Here is a 15,037-nt window from a genome sequence, read left to right on the forward strand (position 1 = left end):
GGTGGTGAGTTTTTTTTTAACACCCCCCGGGCCCCCCAGCCGCGCGATCGGGGCGGTTATGGGGGCCTTCACGGCGTGGGCGCCTGTTCTCCTGTGCGGGGGTGTGTGAGCCTCCCACCGCCGTCCCCGGTTGCGGATTCATCACGAACGGTGTGCTGTAGCGGCAGGTCAGCGGCTTGTCCGGCGTGTCATGCGACGTCGGCTTTCCCTGCCTGAATCCATGCAGTACTGTCCGGGGCCGACGGGGAACGATGGTGTTTCCTGTGGGAAAATGTTCACTTCCGGAGGTGGCCGGGTGTACGGCGGTGTAGTGCTGGCCGATGCGAACCTGCGGCTCGACGCGAGTCCCATCGACTACGTCCTGTTGGCGTTCTACTTCGTACTGGTGCTCGGCATCGGTTATCTGGCGCGCAAACAGGTTTCGAGCAGCATCGACTTCTTCCTCTCCGGGCGGTCGCTCCCGGCGTGGGTGACCGGGCTGGCGTTCATTTCGGCGAACCTCGGCGCGGTCGAGGTCATGGGCATGTCGGCCAACGGCGCCCAGTACGGCCTGCCGACCGTGCACTACTTCTGGATCGGCGCGATCCCGGCGATGCTGTTCCTCGGCATCGTGATGATGCCGTTCTACTACGGCTCCAAGGTCCGCAGCGTCCCGGAGTTCATGCGCCGCCGCTTCGGCAAACCCGCGCACCTGGTCAACGGCATCAGCTTCGCGGCAGCGCAGATCCTCATCGCGGGCGCGAACCTGTTCCTGCTGGCCAGCGTCGTGAACCTGCTGCTGGGCTGGCCGATCTGGGTGTCGATCATCATCGCCGCCGTCATCGTGCTCTCCTACACCGCGCTCGGCGGGCTGTCCGCGGCGATCTACAACGAGGTGCTGCAGTTCTTCGTGATCGTGGCCGCGCTGCTGCCGCTGACGATCATCGGCCTGGTCAAGGTCGGCGGCTGGCAGGGCCTGGTCGACAAGGTCACCGGCAGCCCCGGTGGATCCGCGCAGCTGCACTCCTGGCCCGGTGACAACCTGACCGGCTTCGGCAACAACTTCCTGTCGGTCCTCGGTCTCGTCTTCGGCCTCGGGTTCGTGCTTTCCTTCGGGTACTGGACGACGAACTTCGTCGAGGTCCAGCGCGCGATGGCGTCCAAGAGCATGTCGGCCGCGCGGCGCACGCCGATCATCGGCGCCTTCCCGAAGATGCTCGTCCCGTTCATCGTGATCATCCCCGGCATGATCGCCGCGGTCACCGTGTCCGAGTACGTCAAGGACAAGCAGGTCCTGCTCGACGGCGGCACCGCGGAAAGCGGCGTGACCTTCAACAACGCGCTCCTGCTGCTGATGCGCGATCTGCTGCCCAACGGCATGCTCGGCGTCGCGATCGCCGGTCTGCTCGCCTCGTTCATGGCGGGGATGGCGGCGAACCTCAGCTCGTTCAACACCGTGTTCACGTACGACATCTGGCAGACGTACGTGAAGAAGGACAAGCCGGACGACTACTACCTGAAGCTCGGCCGCGGCGTCACCGCGGGCGGCACGGTGCTGGCGATCGGGACCGCGTTCATCGCCTCGAACTCCGGCAACATCCTGAACTACCTGCAGGACCTGTTCTCCTTCTTCAACGCGCCGCTGTTCGCCACGTTCATCCTCGGCATGTTCTGGAAGCGCATGACGCCCACCGCGGGCTGGCTCGGCCTCGTCCTCGGTACCGCCTCGGCGATCACCGTGTGGACGCTGTCGCAGACCGGCGTGCTCGGGCTGAAGGGGCAGGGCACCAGCTTCGTCGCCGCCGGGACGGCGTTCGTCGTCGACATCGTGATCAGCGTCGCCGTCTCGCTGGCGACGCGCCCGAAGCCGGACAGCGAACTGGTCGGGCTGGTGTACTCGCTGACCCCACGGGACACCCTCAAGCACGACGACACCGGCGAGAACGCGGGCTGGTACCGCAAGCCGGGCCTGCTCGCGGGCATCGTGCTGATCCTGACCATCGCGCTGAACATCATCTTCTAGGAGGTCCGCATGGCACACGAGTCCGCGCGGCCGCGCAAGGCGGGCGCCTTCGACATCCGGCTGATCATCGCGCTGCTGATCGGTGTCTACGGTGTGGTGCTCACGGTGATGGGCATCGCGTTCACCACCGAGGCCGATCGCGACAAGGCGGCCGGGGTGAACATCAACCTGTGGGCCGGGATCGGCATGCTGGTGTTCACCGCGCTGTTCGTGCTCTGGGCGGTGCTGCGGCCCATCACGGTCCCCGCCGAGGCCGGGGACGCCCCCGCCGAGGGGGAATAGCCGGGTTGTCCGGACAACGGCGAGCACGTCCGGCTACCGTGCACGACGTGTTCGCTGACGTCCGAAGCAGCCGGTTCTTCCCGGCCGCCGGGGTGGCCGCCGCGCTCGCGCTGGTGGTCACCGCCTGCGGCGGCGGGGACCTCGGCAAGTCCAACTATCCCCGTACGACGGTGCCCGCGGCGAACGCCGACAACGCGCCGAGCGGCCCGATCACGGACCCGGCGGTGGCGTCGGCGGCGTTGCGGCTGGTCCAGCCGTGCCAGTTCGTCGACAAGACCGCGCTGGCCTCGCTCGGCACCGTCGCCGCCGACCCGTCACCGTCCTCGGTGACCTTCGACGAGTGCCGGAACACGGTGAAAGACCCTGGCGGCAAGGAGATCCGGCTCTCGGTGAAGGTCGGCGGCGCGGTCACGTTCGCCGCGAACAACACCACCGGCGCGCTCGGCGGGCTGCCGCTGGTCGTCTCGAAGGGCACCGACGGCGGCTCGTGCGACGTCAGCGCGCTCACCACCCGGGATCCCAATCTCGGCGTGACCTTTTCGGTCATCTACAACGGCGGAGACGCGTGCCGGGCCGGGCAGACCGCGCTCGACGGGGCCGTGAAGAAGCTGCACGCCTCGCCCGCGACGTACCCGTCGACGCCGGGCTCGGTGCTCGCCGTCGATCCGTGCACCGCGCTGGACAACTCGGCGATCGACGCCGTGGCCAAGTCCGCGAACAAGCTCCCGACGTCGCTGCATTCCTGTGTCTGGGGGCTGGGCACCTCGGTCACCGTGACGTTGTTCCCCGGCCTCGCCCCCGCCGAGGGAAACGGGTTCACCAAGGTCGGCCTCGACGGCGGGCTCACCGCGTACCAGAAGCTCTCGACGACCACGGCCGACTGCCGGGTCCAGTGGCAGCACCGGGAGTGGCAGGGCAAGCAGGTCGAGATCGCGCAGGTCCAGTACCAGAACGTCGACGCCAAGGCCGGGCAGGACGACACGTGCGGTAAAACGGTCAAGCTGGCGAAGAACCTCGCGCAGAAGCTGCCCAAGGCCTGACGCCTGGCGGCGACGCGCCGGGGGCGGTAGGAAGAGGGCACCCCACCCACCGACGTGCCGGAGGCCGCCATGAAGAAGATCATCAACGATCCGGCGACGGTGGTCGAGGAGTCGTTGCGCGGGCTCGCCGCGGCACACGCCGACATCCTGCGCGTCGAACCCGATCCGGCCGTGGTGATCAGGGCGGACGCGCCCGTGGCGGGAAAGGTGGCGATCATCTCCGGCGGCGGTTCCGGGCACGAACCGCTGCACGGCGGGTTCGTCGGGCGCGGGATGCTCGACGCCGCGGTGCCCGGTGCGGTGTTCACCTCGCCGACCCCGGACGCGGTGCAGGCCGCGATCACCGCGACCACGGGCGACTCCGGCGCGTTGCTGATCGTCAAGAACTACACCGGCGACCTGCTCAACTTCGAGACCGCGGCGGAGCTGGCCGGCGCCGAGGAACACGACGTGCGCAGCGTGGTCGTCGGGGACGACATCGCGGTCAAGGACTCGACGTACACCGCGGGCCGCCGCGGTGTCGGCGGCACCGTGCTGCTGGAGAAGATCGCCGGCGCCGCCGCCGAACGCGGTGACACGCTGGACGAGGTGGAAGCGCTGGCGCGCAAGGTGATCGCCAACGTGCGCTCGATCGGGGTCGCGCTCACCGCGCCGACCGTGCCGCACGCGGGCGAGCCGAGTTTCGACCTCGGCGAGAACGAGATCGAGTTCGGCATCGGCATCCACGGGGAACCCGGCCGCGAGCGGATCCCGGCCGAGCCCGCCGACGCGCTCGTGGCCAGGATGCTCGAAGCCCTGATCACCGATCTGCCCTTCGCCGACGGCGACCGGGTCCTGCTGTTCACCAACTCGATGGGCGGGACCCCGCTCGTCGAGCTGTACCTCGCGCACGGCATCGCCGAGCGGCTGCTGGCCGAGCGTGGCATCGTGGTCGAACGCAGGCTCGTCGGGCCGTACATCACGAGTCTGGAGATGCAGGGAATGAGTCTGACATTGCTCAAACTGGACGACGAGCTGATCAGGCTCTGGGACGCGCCGGTGCACACCGCCGCGCTGCGGTGGGGAGTCTGACATGGGCTGCGACGCGACAGGGGTCGCCGCGGCGCTGCGGGCCGCGGCGACGGTGGTGGCCGGGCACCGGGCGGAGCTGATCGAACTCGACCGGGCCATCGGCGACGCCGACCACGGCGAGAACCTCAACCGGGGGTTCGAGGCGATCGTGGCCGCGCTCGACGCCGGGGTGCCGGAAACGCCGGCGGCGGTCGCGAAACTCGCGGCCACCACGTTGATCTCGAAGGTCGGCGGCGCGGCGGGACCGTTGTACGGCACGGCTTTCCTGCGTGCCTCGGGCAAACTCGGCACGACTGGCGAGGTCGACGTGCCGGTGCTCGTCGAGGCGTTGAAGGCGGCGCTGGAAGGCGTTCAGGCGCGGGGCAAGGCCGTCGTGGGCGACGCGACCATGGTGGACGCCCTGGCCCCCGCGGTCGAGGCCGCCTCCTCGGCCGGTGGTGACCTCGCCGCCGCGCTGACCGCCGCGGCGGACGCCGCCGACCGGGGCGCGGAGTCCACAGTGGACTTGGTGCCCCGCAAGGGAAGGGCCTCGTACCTCGGGGAACGCGCGGTGGGACACATGGATCCCGGCGCGCGTTCGACGGCGCTGCTGCTGCGCGCGTTCGCGGAGGCCGCCCGGTGAGCGTGGGAATCGTGCTCGTGTCGCACAGCGCGCGGCTGGCCGAAGGACTCGCCGAACTGGCCGCGCAGATGGCGCCCGACGTCACCATCGTGCCCGCCGGGGGACTGCCGGGCGGGGGCATCGGCACCGACTACGACGAGGTCGTCGCCGCCACCCAGCGCGCCGATTCGGGCGCCGGGGTCGTGCTGCTCTACGACCTCGGCAGCGCCCAGATGACCGCCGAGCTCGCGGTGGAAACGCTGGCCGATCCGTCCGCCGCGGTGGTCGTGGACGCCCCGCTGGTCGAAGGCGCGGTCGCGGCCGCCGTCGCCGCGCAAGGTGGCGCCGACCGCAAAGCCGTCGCCGAAGCCGCCGCGGCCGCCGGTGCGCCCGAGGACCTCGTAGCCGCTTCGCCCGTCGAGGGCGGCGAGACGATCGAGCTGACCCTGCACAACGACGTTGGCCTGCATGCCAGGCCCGCCGCGGTGCTGGTACGCAGCCTCGCCGGGTTCGACGCCGAGGTCTCGGTGCGGCTCGGCGAACAGGAGGCCGACGCGCACAGCGTGCTGGCGCTGATGTCGCTCGGCGCGCGGCAGGGCGACCGGATCGAGATCCGCGCCAGCGGTCCCCAAGCCGCCGAAGCGCTGGCGAAGGCCCGAGAACTGGTGGACACCAACTTCGGCGAATGACGCGAGCCGACTGTTCCGGTACGCGAGTCGTCGATCCGGGTGCGCGTGTCGACGGTTCGCGTACGTGTACCGGTTTCATCTGACTCGATTCGGAGGGTGACAGACCCTGTCCCGATGGCCGGAGCATGGCAGTATGCGGAGCAAACTACTAGCGAGTAACCTCCGGAGGCCTCGATGGCGCGGGACATCTCGACGGTCGGTGTGATCGGCTTGGGCACGATGGGCGCCGGCATAGCCGAGGTGCTGGCCCGCAGCGGCCTGGACGTGATCGCGGTCGAACTCGACGACGCGTGCGTCGCCCGCGGTCGCGGGCATCTGACGCACTCGACCGAACGCGCGCTGTCCGGTGGCAAGCTCGACGAGGCGGCCCGCGACGCCCTGCTCGGCCGGATCCGCTACACGACGTCGCTGTCGGATCTGTCCGATGTGGACCTTGTGATCGAGGCGATCCCGGAGAACCTGGGCGCGAAGGCGGATGTCTTCTCGCAACTGGACAAGATCACCCGCCCGGACGTGGTGTTCGCGTCGAACACGTCGTCGCTGTCGATCACCGAGATCGGCGTGCACACCGCGCGGCCCGGCAAGGTCGTCGGGATGCACTTCTTCAATCCCGCCCCGGTGCTGAAACTGGTCGAGATCGTGCGGACCGTGGTGACCGAGCCGGAGGTGGTCGCCGACGTCGTGGCGTTCGCCGAGCGGCTGGGTAAGGTGCCGGTGGTGATGGGCGACCGGGCCGGGTTCATCGCGAACGCGTTGCTGTTCGGGTATCTCAACCACGCGGTGCGGATGTACGAACAGCGCTACGCCACGCGTGAGGATCTCGACGCCGCGATGCGTTTCGGTTGCGGATACCCGATGGGCCCGCTGGCGCTGCTGGACCTGATCGGTCTCGACACCGCCTACGAAATCCTCGACACGATGTACCACCAGTCGCGCAACCGGCTGCACGCGCCCGCGCCGCTGCTGAAGCAGATGATCACCGCGGGATTGCTCGGCCGCAAGACCGGCCGCGGCTTCTACACCTACGACGCGCCGGACTCGCCGACCGTGGTCGCCGACGCGGCTTCGCAGGCGTCCACTGTGGACACGGCGGTGGCGCGCGAGGTGCGCAAGATCGGCGTCGTGGGCACCGGCACGATGGCGACCGGCATCGCGGAGGTGTTCGCCAAGCGCGGTTTCGACGTCGTGCTGCGGGCCAGGAGCCAGGAAAAGGCCGACGCCTCGGTCGCGCGGGTGAAGAAGTCGCTGGACAAGGCCGTCGTCAAGGGCAAACTGTCCGAATCGGACGGTGCGGCCGCGCTGGCCAGGATCTCCCCGGTGACCGATTTCGGGCACCTGGCCGACGTGGACCTGGTAATCGAGGCCGTCGCCGAGGAACTGGCCGTCAAACAGGCGGTCTTCGCCGCGCTCGACGACGTCGTGCGGCCGGGCGCGATCCTGGCGACCACGACCTCCTCGCTCCCGGTGATCGAATGCGCCGCCGCGACCTCCCGGCCGTCCGACGTGGTCGGGCTGCACTTCTTCAACCCGGCCCCGGTGATGAAGCTCGTCGAGGTCGTCTCGACCATCGCCACCGCCCCCGACGTGCTCGCGACCGCGGACGCCGTGTGCGCGGCGGTCGGCAAGCACGCGGTGCACTGCGGAGACCGGGCGGGCTTCATCGTGAACGCGCTGCTTTTCCCGTACCTCAACGACGCGGTGAAGATGCTCGAAGCCCACTACGCGGACGCGGACGACATCGACACCGCCATGAAGGTCGGCTGCGGCCTGCCGATGGGCCCGTTCGAACTGCTCGACGTCGTCGGCCTGGACGTCTCGCTGGCCATTCAGCGGACGCTGTTCAACGAATTCCGCGAGGAGGGCTTCGCCCCGGCGCCCCTGCTGGAACACCTCGTGACGGCCGGGCGCCTCGGCCGGAAAACCGGCAAGGGCTTCAAGGACTACTGACCACACCCCGTAACCGGCGCTGCCCCGGCTGGTGGTCACTTCCGCCCCCATCGCCCCACTGGCCACTCCTGGTGATAGCAAGGGACCTTTGCTATCGCTTGTCTCAACGCGAAGATAACGGCTGGTGTTCGCGACGGGGCGGTGGTTTCGGTGCGGCCGAACACGGGGTCCAAACGCCCCAATGTGGCATTGGGTGCGTCCAACGCACCGAATGCCACCTTGGGTGCGTTGAGCGCACCGCATGCCACATGGAGGTTTTCTCGGTAAGGGGTGGGATTCGCTGGGGGTCTTCAGGTGGTCGGGTGACGTTGGTGGCTGATGGGGCTGGTGGGGGCAGGCCTGTGGTGGTGTCGGTGTCGCGGTAGGACCCGTGGGGGCGGTGTACGAACCGCACCGAGCGTTAGGGACAATGTTCCCCGCCCCCGCGTGTAGCGACCGCCACCTGGCGGGCGAAGCGACGGTCAGGCAGGCGGGAGCAGCGGGCCGCCGGACCAGTGCTGGAAGACGAGGTTGGTGTGCACCCGGGCGACTTCGTCGCGCGCGGTCAGTTCGTCCAGGACCAGGCGTTGCAGTTCGGCGGCCGAGCTGGTGGCGACGTGGGCGAGGAAGTCGTCCGGACCTGTCAGGTGGTAGACGGCGCGGACCTCGGGCTGGGCGAGCAGGTGCTCGATGAACCGGTCCACCAGCGGGCGGCGGTGCGGGCGCACCTGGACGAAGAGGAACGCTTCCAGCGGGCGGCCGAGCTTGGCCGCGTCCACCTGCGCGTGCTGCCCGGTGATCACGCCGGTCTCGCGCAGTCGCGCCACGCGGTCCAGGCAGGTCGACGGGGCGATGCCGACCGCGGTAGCCAGGTCCTTGTTGGACATCCGGGCGTCGTTCTGCAGGAGCCGCAAAATCTCGAGATCAACCGGACTGAGTTCGACGGAATCGGCCATCTCTGAATCTTATCCGAGAAGATTGCTTGGAAGCCGATAGAAGATCGACCATGACGGTATGACCGCACTGCGCACGCGAGCCGTCCACGCCGGCCGTGAAGACCTCACGGACCTGGGCGTGCACGCCGTCCCGCTCGACCTGTCCACCACCTACCCCTCCCGCGACAGCGCCGACGAGGCCCGGCGTATCGACGAGTTCGCCGCCGGCGCGGTCGCGCCCGGGATGCCGGTGTACGGCCGGATCGGGAACCCGACCGTCGAGCGTTTCGAGAAAGCGCTTGCCGAACTCGAGGGTTTCGAGCAGGCGGTCGCGTTCGCCAGCGGGATGGCAGCGGTGTCGGCCTGCCTGCTTTCCGCGGTGGCACAAGGAAAACCGCATGTCGTCGCGGCGCGTCCGGTGTACGGCTGTTCCGATCACCTGCTCGGTTCCGGGCTGCTCGGCACCGAAGTCACCTGGACCGCGCCGGAGGACCTCGCCACCGCGCTGCGGCCGGACACCGGGCTGGTATTCGTCGAGACGCCCGCGAACCCGACGCTGCGCGAAGTCGACATCGCCGCGCTCGCCGAGATCTGCGGTGATGTTCCGCTGCTGGTCGACAACACCTTCGCGACACCGGTGCTGCAACGGCCCGGCCGGCACGGCGCACGCATCGTGCTGCACAGTGCGACGAAGTTCCTCGGCGGGCACGGGGACGTCATGGGCGGGGTGGTCGCGTGCGACGCCGAGGAGGCGGGCAGGCTGCGGCAGATCCGGTTCGCCACCGGCGGGGTCCTGCACCCGCTCGCCGGATATTTGTTGCTGCGCGGGCTTTCCACGCTCCCGCTGCGGGTCACCGCCGCCTCCGCGACGGCGGCCGTCCTCGCCGAGCGCCTGGCTTCGCACACCGCTGTCCGGTCCGTCCACTACCCGCGGCTCGGCGGGCCGCTGGTGGCGTTCGAAGTCGACGGCGACCCGCACGCGCTGATCGGCGCGGTCCGGCTCGTCACCCCGGCGGTCAGCCTGGGCAGCGTCGACACGTTGATCCAGCATCCGGCGTCGATCAGCCATCGCATCGTCGACGCGGCGGACCGGCACGGCGCCGGGGTCACCGACCGGCTGATCCGGATGTCGGTCGGTCTCGAGGACGTCGAGGATCTCTGGTACGACCTCGACCAGGCGCTGAAGGCCTGCTAGCCGCAGCAGCCACCACCACAGCAGCCGCCACCCGCCGGGGCCGGCGCGGCGGACGCACCCGCGGCGCCGGTCAGCGCGACGGTCGTCAGGAGCTTGACGGTGTCGGCGTGCCCGTCCGGGCACACCGCGGGAGCACTCGACTCGCTCATCGGCCGCAGCAGTTCGAACGTCTCGGTGCATTCCCGGCAGCGGTAGGCGTAGGTCGGCATGCAAAGAATTATCACCGGCCGGGGGCGAGGTGGGAAGCTGGGCGGGTGGAACCACCGCAGATCACCGGAATCCCGCATCTGGGCCAGGTCGTCCCGTCCCTGCTCGCCGCTGTCGGCGTCAGTGAGTTCGTGAACACGCTGACGCTGCCGGAGAGCCGCAGCGCCGCCGTGCTGCTGATCGACGGGCTCGGCTGGGAACTGCTCCACGAGCACGCCGCGGACGCGCCGGTGCTGGCCGAACTCGCCCAGCGTCAGCTCCGCGTCGGATTCCCGTCCACGACCGCCGCCGGGCTCGCCGCGATCGGCACCGGGCTCGCGTCCGGTGAGCACGGCATGGTCGGCTACACGTTCGAGATGCCGGGAACCGGTGTGCTCAACGCGTTGCGCTGGTGCAGCCACGAAAACGGCGGCGACCTCCGGGGCGCGCTGCCACCCCGTGAGGTCCAGCCCCTGCAGACCACGTTCGAACGCGCTGCGGCAGCCGGGATCGACTCCGCCGTGGTGTCCTCGGCGAAGTTCGCCGACACCGCGCTGACCCGCGCGACGCAGCGCGGTGCCCGCTATGCCGGAGTCCACGCGCTCGGCGACCTCGCCGCCCGCACCCTCGACGTGCTCGCCGAAGGCAGGGCGTTCTGCTACGCCTACCACAACGAAGTCGACATGCTCGGGCACCTGTACGGCCCGGGTTCGACGGCCTGGCGCATGCAGCTGCGCCAGGTGGACCGGCTCGTCGAGTCCCTTGTGGACGGTCTGCCGCCGGGCGCGCTGCTCGCCGTGGTAGCCGACCACGGGATGGTCGCCGTCGATGGCGTGCTCGACATCGACGAGACCCCGGATCTGCTCGCCGGTGTCCGCGCGATCGGCGGCGAGGTCCGGGCCCGGCACGTCTACGCCGAGCCAGGGGCGGCCGACGACGTGCTCGCCGCGTGGCGCGAGGTGATCGGTGACCGCGCCTGGGTGCGCTCACGGGACGAAGCGATCGAGGCGGGCTGGTTCGGGCACACCGTCAGCGATCGCGTCCGGCCACGGATCGGCGACGTCGTCGCGGCGGCCCGCGGCCGGTTCGGCATGGTGCGGGAACTCGCCGAAGCCGTCGAGTCCTCGCTGATCGGCCAGCACGGCTCGCTCACCACCGCCGAACAGCTCGTCCCGCTCGTGATCGCGCAGGGCTGAGCAGGACCTTCCTGCTTGCTGGGACGTTCCCCGCCGGGGAACTCCCGGCCCGGACCGCGCGACCTGTCCACTACGTGCCGGATGGAACGGAGTGGGCGATATGGCTGTGCTGGACGGAATCGGGGTCGTCGGAGCCGGTGGCGAGGGACGCGCGGTGGCCGCGTACCTCGCGTCGCGCGACCTGCCCGTGCACCTCTACACCCGAGATCCCCGGACGGCGGACGAGATCGCCCGCCGTCGTGAGATCACCGCGACCGGTGTCCTCAATGGACGTTTCCCGCTCCGCGCTGTCACCGGCGACCCGGCCGACCTCGCCGGCCGTGCTGTCGTCCTCGTCGCGACGGTCACCACCGCCTACCCGGAGGTGGCCGCGCGCCTCGCCCCGCATCTCACCCGGGGACAGGTCGTGGTCCTGTTCTCCAGCAAGCTCTGCGGCAGCGTCGAGTTCGCCCACGCGTTGACGGTCGCGGGTGCCCCGGACGTCGATGTCGTCGAGACCGACGCGCTGTTCGCCGCCCGGCCGCACGGGACCGGCGGGGTGACCGTGCTCGGCGCCAAGGGCTGGAACCTGTTCTCCGGCAGCTCGGCCGAGGCCGTCGACCGGCACGCCGGGCTGGTGTGCGAGTGGTTCCCCATGCTCGAGGTGACCCGCAACCCGCTCGAACGCGGCCTGCACGACTTCGGCGCCGTGGCCCATGTGCCCATCGCGCTCGCCAACCTCGGGACCATCGACCGCGCGGAGGAGCTGCTCTTCTACGTCGAAGGCCTGTCCGCGCGCACCGTGACCCTGCTGGAGCGGACCGAGGCGGAGTTCGCCGCGGTCGCCGAGGCGTATGGCGCGCGGCTGCTCCCGATGACCGAGCTGCTCGACCGCTACTACGGCTGCACCCGCACCTGCCTGCTCGACGCCATCCGCACGGTCGAGCCGTACAAGACGATCGCCGCGCCGACCAGCCTCGACCACCGGTTCCTCACCGAGGACATCCGCTCCACGCTGGTGCCGTTGCAGGCGCTCGCGCGCCGCGCCGGGATCGGCACCCCGATGGTGGACGCCGCCATCACGATCATGTCCGCGCTCGGCGGCGAGGACTTCCGCCGCACCGGCCGCACCCTGGCCAGGCTCGACTGGGACGGGCTGAGCCACGAGCGGATCATCGGGCGCCTGAACGCCGCTTGAGTCCGGCTCGGACCCGGCCACGGCCTGGTCACCGCCTGTTCCCCGGCTCGATCCGCCCGGCGGTTACCGTTTCGGCGTGCCCCGACGCAACCGTCCGGACCGCGGCCGTGCCCGCGACGCCCGTGGTGGCGCCCAGCCCGAGCTGGGTGCCGCCACCGGCTGGGCACGCGCCGAATCGGGTGCGGACGGGGACTGGCTCGTGCGCACCGTGCCCGGCGCCCAGGCGAACAAGGTCTACCGCTGCCCCGGCTGCGACCACGAGATCCGGCACGGCACCCCGCATGTGGTCGTCTGGCCCGCCGACGAGACCGGCTCCGTCGCCGACCGCCGCCACTGGCACCGCGCCTGCTGGGACGCGCGTGCACGCAGGCGGCCGCATCGCCGTTGGTGAGCCTCTTGTTCAGTTGTCGTGAGAACGCCGGTAGTGGCGTGAATATGCTCCGTCGTACATCTCCTCCGTGTAGTCGGTGAATCCGAGCCGCTCCGCCACTCGCAGCGAAGGCTTGTTCGTCACGGCGATGCTCGCCAGCACCGGAATGCCGGGCAGTTCCCTGGCACACCAGTCCACGACCGCTGCCGCCGCCTCGACGGCGTAGCCCTTTCCCCACGCCGACGGCCGGTACCGGTAGGCCAGGTTCAGCACCCGCTCGCCGCAGAACTCGCGGAGCCGTACCCCGGTCACGCCCAGTACCTCCATGCCGCCCGCCTCGGTCACCGCGAGGTAGCCGAATCCGTGCTCGGCCCAGTGCGCCAGCCAGGCCGTGTACGTCTCCGAAAACGTCGCGACGTCGGGCGGATCGGGGTTGAACCGGTTCGTCCTCGGGTCGGTGTGGATGTCCACCATGGCCTGCCGGTCCTCCTCGCGCAGCGGCCGCAGCACGAGCCGTTCCGTCCGCAGCTCGGTGAAGGTCGTGATCAGCATGTCCGCGACGCTAGCGCGAGGGTCCGACAGAATCGGGCCATGACGGATCTGCCCCTGGTACTCCTGCACGCCTTCCCCCTCGACGCCCGGATGTGGGACCCGGTGCGCGCCCCGCTCGCCGAACGGGTCCGGGTGATCACGCCCGACCAGCGCGGACTCGGCCGTAGCCCGCTCCCGGAAACCGAACGCGAGCCCAGCCTCGCGGACGCCGCCCACGACGTCGTCGCGCTGCTCGACCGGCTCGGCCTCGACCGCGTCGTGCTCGGCGGCTGCTCGATGGGTGGCTATCTGGCGCTGGCCGTGCTCCGGCTCGCCCCCGAACGCGTCGGCGGGCTGGTCCTCATCGACACCAAGGCCACCGCCGACACGCCCGAGGCGGCGCAGGCCCGGCTCGACGTCGCCGAGCGTGCCGACGCCGAGGGAGTCACGGGCTGGCTCGCCGAGGCGAACCTGCCGAACCTGCTGTCCGAGAAGACCCGGGCCGAACGCCCGGAAGTCACCGAAACGGTCCGCGGTCTCATCGACGCCCAGCCGCCGGCCGGTGTCGCGTGGGCCGCGCGAGCGATGCGGGTCCGCCCGGACTCCGTCGAGCTGTTGCGGGACAAGGACATCCCGGCGCTGGTGATCGTCGGCGAGCAGGACGCGATCACCCCGCTGGACGCGGCGAACACCATGGTCGGCGCGCTGGACGACGCCACGCTCGTCGTGCTGCCCGAGGTCGGCCACCTGACGCCGCTGGAGGACCCGGCGGGGGTTGTCGAGGCGATTCTGGAGTGGTATCCGGAGGGCTGAGGCTGTGATCGGGGAGCGCGCTCGCGTGATTGGAGAGCGCACTCGCGTGATTGGGCGGAGATCTCGCGTGATCAGGCGAAGTAGCGGGCGAGGGCGGCGCGGGCTTCGGGGAGGCGGTGCGGGAAGCGGCGGGCGATGACGTAGCGCCAGGGGATCTCGAAGAGGCGGCGGAGTTCGAGACAGGGTGCGAAGGCGGCTTCGTCGACTTCGCCGGGGTAGGCGGCTAGCGCGTCGCGGCCGGTTTCCTTGGCGAACGTGGCGAGGTCCCAGGCGAGCGGACCACGCCAGGTGTCCTCGAAGTCGAGCCAGCACGGACCGGCCGAGGTGACCATCACATTGCTCGGATGCGCGTCGCCGTGCAGGGCCTGCGCGGGAGCGACGGGCATCGCCGCGGCGATGCGATCCGCCTCGGCGCGCAGCCGGGGCGCCGCGCCGTCCATCGTGGCGCCGTGGCGGTCGAGAATCCGGTGCAGTTCGGCGAGCGGTCCGCGTTCGGGCAGGTCACCGGGGTAGTCGCGGAGCGCGGCGTGGACCCGGCCGAGTGATTCCATGAGCTCGGCGGGGGAACACCGGCGGTCCGGATCGGCCCGGACGTAGTGCCAGAGCGTGACAGGGAGACCCTGCGCGAAATGCGGTCCGGCCGGGGGATCCGTGGTCGGTGAGACGACCAGCACATCACGTTCGGTGAGGTGGGCCGACAGTGCGACGTCCCGGGCGAGCCACGCGGCCGGATCGGGCCGCGCCAGCCGCGTCGTCGCGGGTACTCTCGCCACCACCGGACCCAGTCTCACCAGCACGTTCGAGCGTTCGTGCAGGACCTCGGGCGCGTCGGCGGGCAGTCCGTACCGCCGGGCAACGGCCACCGCGGCGCCGACCGCGGCTCGGGTGTATTCGTCGGCCACGGCGCGATCTTGCCAGCCGGTGCGAGCGACTGTCGGTAGCGAGGGCTACGATCCCCTTGATTGCCGGAATGGGCCCACCGCACGGTAGGACGCGTCCCGGCGATTCCCGATCAATGACCAC

At 70.3% G+C, this 15,037-nt stretch carries 16 protein-coding genes; 12 read left to right on the forward strand and 4 right to left on the reverse strand.

Annotation, left to right across the window (positions count from 1 at the left end):
* Positions 1 to 271: 271 nt before the first annotated feature.
* From ACFWX1_RS25030 to ACFWX1_RS25060, 7 genes are all read left to right on the forward strand, one after another.
* On the forward strand, positions 272 to 2,002 hold the full coding sequence (locus ACFWX1_RS25030; RefSeq protein WP_378391156.1) for a sodium:solute symporter family protein: 1,731 nt from the start codon (positions 272 to 274) through the stop codon (positions 2,000 to 2,002).
* A 9-nt stretch (positions 2,003 to 2,011) separates the two neighbouring features.
* A complete protein-coding gene (locus tag ACFWX1_RS25035) occupies positions 2,012 to 2,284 on the forward strand; it encodes a hypothetical protein (RefSeq protein WP_378391158.1) in 273 nt (90 codons plus the stop codon).
* Positions 2,285 to 2,331: 47 nt separating this feature from the next.
* The gene (locus ACFWX1_RS25040) at positions 2,332 to 3,324 is read left to right on the forward strand and encodes a hypothetical protein (protein WP_378391160.1); all 993 of its coding nucleotides are present in this window, start codon (positions 2,332 to 2,334) and stop codon (positions 3,322 to 3,324) included.
* A gap of 69 nt (positions 3,325 to 3,393) precedes the next feature.
* Positions 3,394 to 4,395, forward strand: coding sequence for a dihydroxyacetone kinase subunit DhaK (gene dhaK, locus ACFWX1_RS25045; protein ID WP_378391162.1), 1,002 nt, complete (start codon positions 3,394 to 3,396; stop codon positions 4,393 to 4,395).
* Between the two features lies 1 nt (position 4,396).
* A complete protein-coding gene (dhaL, locus tag ACFWX1_RS25050; RefSeq protein ID WP_378391164.1) occupies positions 4,397 to 5,017 on the forward strand; it encodes a dihydroxyacetone kinase subunit DhaL in 621 nt (206 codons plus the stop codon).
* Positions 5,014 to 5,685 (forward strand): dihydroxyacetone kinase phosphoryl donor subunit DhaM, encoded by a 672-nt coding sequence (gene dhaM, locus ACFWX1_RS25055; RefSeq protein ID WP_378391166.1) that lies wholly within the window; start codon positions 5,014 to 5,016, stop codon positions 5,683 to 5,685. Before dhaL ends, dhaM begins: the two co-directional genes overlap by 4 nt.
* A 174-nt stretch (positions 5,686 to 5,859) precedes the next feature.
* Positions 5,860 to 7,632, forward strand: a complete 1,773-nt coding sequence (locus tag ACFWX1_RS25060; RefSeq protein WP_378391168.1) for a 3-hydroxyacyl-CoA dehydrogenase family protein — start codon at positions 5,860 to 5,862, stop codon at positions 7,630 to 7,632.
* Positions 7,633 to 8,093: 461 nt separating this feature from the next.
* Here ACFWX1_RS25060 and ACFWX1_RS25065 read toward each other — a convergent pair whose 3' ends face one another.
* On the reverse strand, positions 8,094 to 8,567 hold the full coding sequence (locus ACFWX1_RS25065; RefSeq protein WP_378391170.1) for an Lrp/AsnC family transcriptional regulator: 474 nt from the start codon (positions 8,565 to 8,567) through the stop codon (positions 8,094 to 8,096).
* Between the two features lie 58 nt (positions 8,568 to 8,625).
* Here ACFWX1_RS25065 and ACFWX1_RS25070 point away from each other — a divergent pair, with 58 nt between their 5' ends.
* Positions 8,626 to 9,741 (forward strand): trans-sulfuration enzyme family protein, encoded by a 1,116-nt coding sequence (locus ACFWX1_RS25070; protein ID WP_378391171.1) that lies wholly within the window; start codon positions 8,626 to 8,628, stop codon positions 9,739 to 9,741.
* Here ACFWX1_RS25070 and ACFWX1_RS25075 read toward each other — a convergent pair.
* Positions 9,738 to 9,950, reverse strand: coding sequence for an FmdB family zinc ribbon protein (locus tag ACFWX1_RS25075; protein WP_378391173.1), 213 nt, complete (start codon positions 9,948 to 9,950; stop codon positions 9,738 to 9,740). The two genes, ACFWX1_RS25070 and ACFWX1_RS25075, sit on opposite strands and share 4 nt — an antisense overlap.
* A 45-nt stretch (positions 9,951 to 9,995) precedes the next feature.
* Between ACFWX1_RS25075 and ACFWX1_RS25080 the strand changes: the two genes are divergently transcribed.
* From ACFWX1_RS25080 to ACFWX1_RS25090, 3 genes are all read left to right on the forward strand, one after another.
* A complete protein-coding gene (locus tag ACFWX1_RS25080; protein WP_378391175.1) occupies positions 9,996 to 11,123 on the forward strand; it encodes an alkaline phosphatase family protein in 1,128 nt (375 codons plus the stop codon).
* A 100-nt stretch (positions 11,124 to 11,223) separates the two neighbouring features.
* On the forward strand, positions 11,224 to 12,300 hold the full coding sequence (locus tag ACFWX1_RS25085) for an NAD/NADP octopine/nopaline dehydrogenase family protein (protein WP_378391177.1): 1,077 nt from the start codon (positions 11,224 to 11,226) through the stop codon (positions 12,298 to 12,300).
* A 76-nt stretch (positions 12,301 to 12,376) separates the two neighbouring features.
* Positions 12,377 to 12,691 carry a hypothetical protein gene (locus ACFWX1_RS25090; RefSeq protein ID WP_378391179.1) on the forward strand — a complete coding sequence of 105 codons (315 nt, stop codon included), beginning with the start codon at positions 12,377 to 12,379 and terminating at the stop codon, positions 12,689 to 12,691.
* 9 nt (positions 12,692 to 12,700) lie between these two features.
* Here the strand turns inward: ACFWX1_RS25090 and ACFWX1_RS25095 are convergent, their stop codons facing one another.
* The gene (locus tag ACFWX1_RS25095) at positions 12,701 to 13,222 is read right to left on the reverse strand and encodes a GNAT family N-acetyltransferase (protein WP_378391181.1); all 522 of its coding nucleotides are present in this window, start codon (positions 13,220 to 13,222) and stop codon (positions 12,701 to 12,703) included.
* Positions 13,223 to 13,261: 39 nt separating this feature from the next.
* On the opposite strand from ACFWX1_RS25095, the gene ACFWX1_RS25100 reads away from it, so the two are divergent.
* A complete protein-coding gene (locus ACFWX1_RS25100; protein WP_378391183.1) occupies positions 13,262 to 14,014 on the forward strand; it encodes an alpha/beta fold hydrolase in 753 nt (250 codons plus the stop codon).
* A gap of 71 nt (positions 14,015 to 14,085) precedes the next feature.
* On the opposite strand, the gene ACFWX1_RS25105 is transcribed toward ACFWX1_RS25100, so the two are convergent.
* A complete protein-coding gene (locus tag ACFWX1_RS25105) occupies positions 14,086 to 14,916 on the reverse strand; it encodes a phosphotransferase (RefSeq protein WP_378391185.1) in 831 nt (276 codons plus the stop codon).
* Positions 14,917 to 15,037 lie beyond the last annotated feature (121 nt).

This window comes from Amycolatopsis sp. NPDC059021, from assembly GCF_042739895.1.
Lineage (GTDB): Bacteria > Actinomycetota > Actinomycetes > Mycobacteriales > Pseudonocardiaceae > Amycolatopsis.

What these genes read in the sequence shown, in the direction of transcription:
- ACFWX1_RS25030 (WP_378391156.1), top strand. Translation starts at nt 272, where the DNA reads ATGTTCACTTCCGGAGGTGGCCGGGTGTACGGCGGTGTAGTGCTGGCC.
- ACFWX1_RS25035 (WP_378391158.1), top strand. Translation starts at nt 2,012, where the DNA reads ATGGCACACGAGTCCGCGCGGCCGCGCAAGGCGGGCGCCTTCGACATC.
- dhaK (WP_378391162.1), top strand. Translation starts at nt 3,394, where the DNA reads ATGAAGAAGATCATCAACGATCCGGCGACGGTGGTCGAGGAGTCGTTG.
- dhaL (WP_378391164.1), top strand. Translation starts at nt 4,397, where the DNA reads ATGGGCTGCGACGCGACAGGGGTCGCCGCGGCGCTGCGGGCCGCGGCG.
- ACFWX1_RS25060 (WP_378391168.1), top strand. Translation starts at nt 5,860, where the DNA reads ATGGCGCGGGACATCTCGACGGTCGGTGTGATCGGCTTGGGCACGATG.
- ACFWX1_RS25065 (WP_378391170.1), bottom strand. Translation starts at nt 8,567, where the DNA reads ATGGCCGATTCCGTCGAACTCAGTCCGGTTGATCTCGAGATTTTGCGG.
- ACFWX1_RS25070 (WP_378391171.1), top strand. Translation starts at nt 8,626, where the DNA reads ATGACCGCACTGCGCACGCGAGCCGTCCACGCCGGCCGTGAAGACCTC.
- ACFWX1_RS25075 (WP_378391173.1), bottom strand. Translation starts at nt 9,950, where the DNA reads ATGCCGACCTACGCCTACCGCTGCCGGGAATGCACCGAGACGTTCGAA.
- ACFWX1_RS25085 (WP_378391177.1), top strand. Translation starts at nt 11,224, where the DNA reads ATGGCTGTGCTGGACGGAATCGGGGTCGTCGGAGCCGGTGGCGAGGGA.
- ACFWX1_RS25095 (WP_378391181.1), bottom strand. Translation starts at nt 13,222, where the DNA reads ATGCTGATCACGACCTTCACCGAGCTGCGGACGGAACGGCTCGTGCTG.
- ACFWX1_RS25100 (WP_378391183.1), top strand. Translation starts at nt 13,262, where the DNA reads ATGACGGATCTGCCCCTGGTACTCCTGCACGCCTTCCCCCTCGACGCC.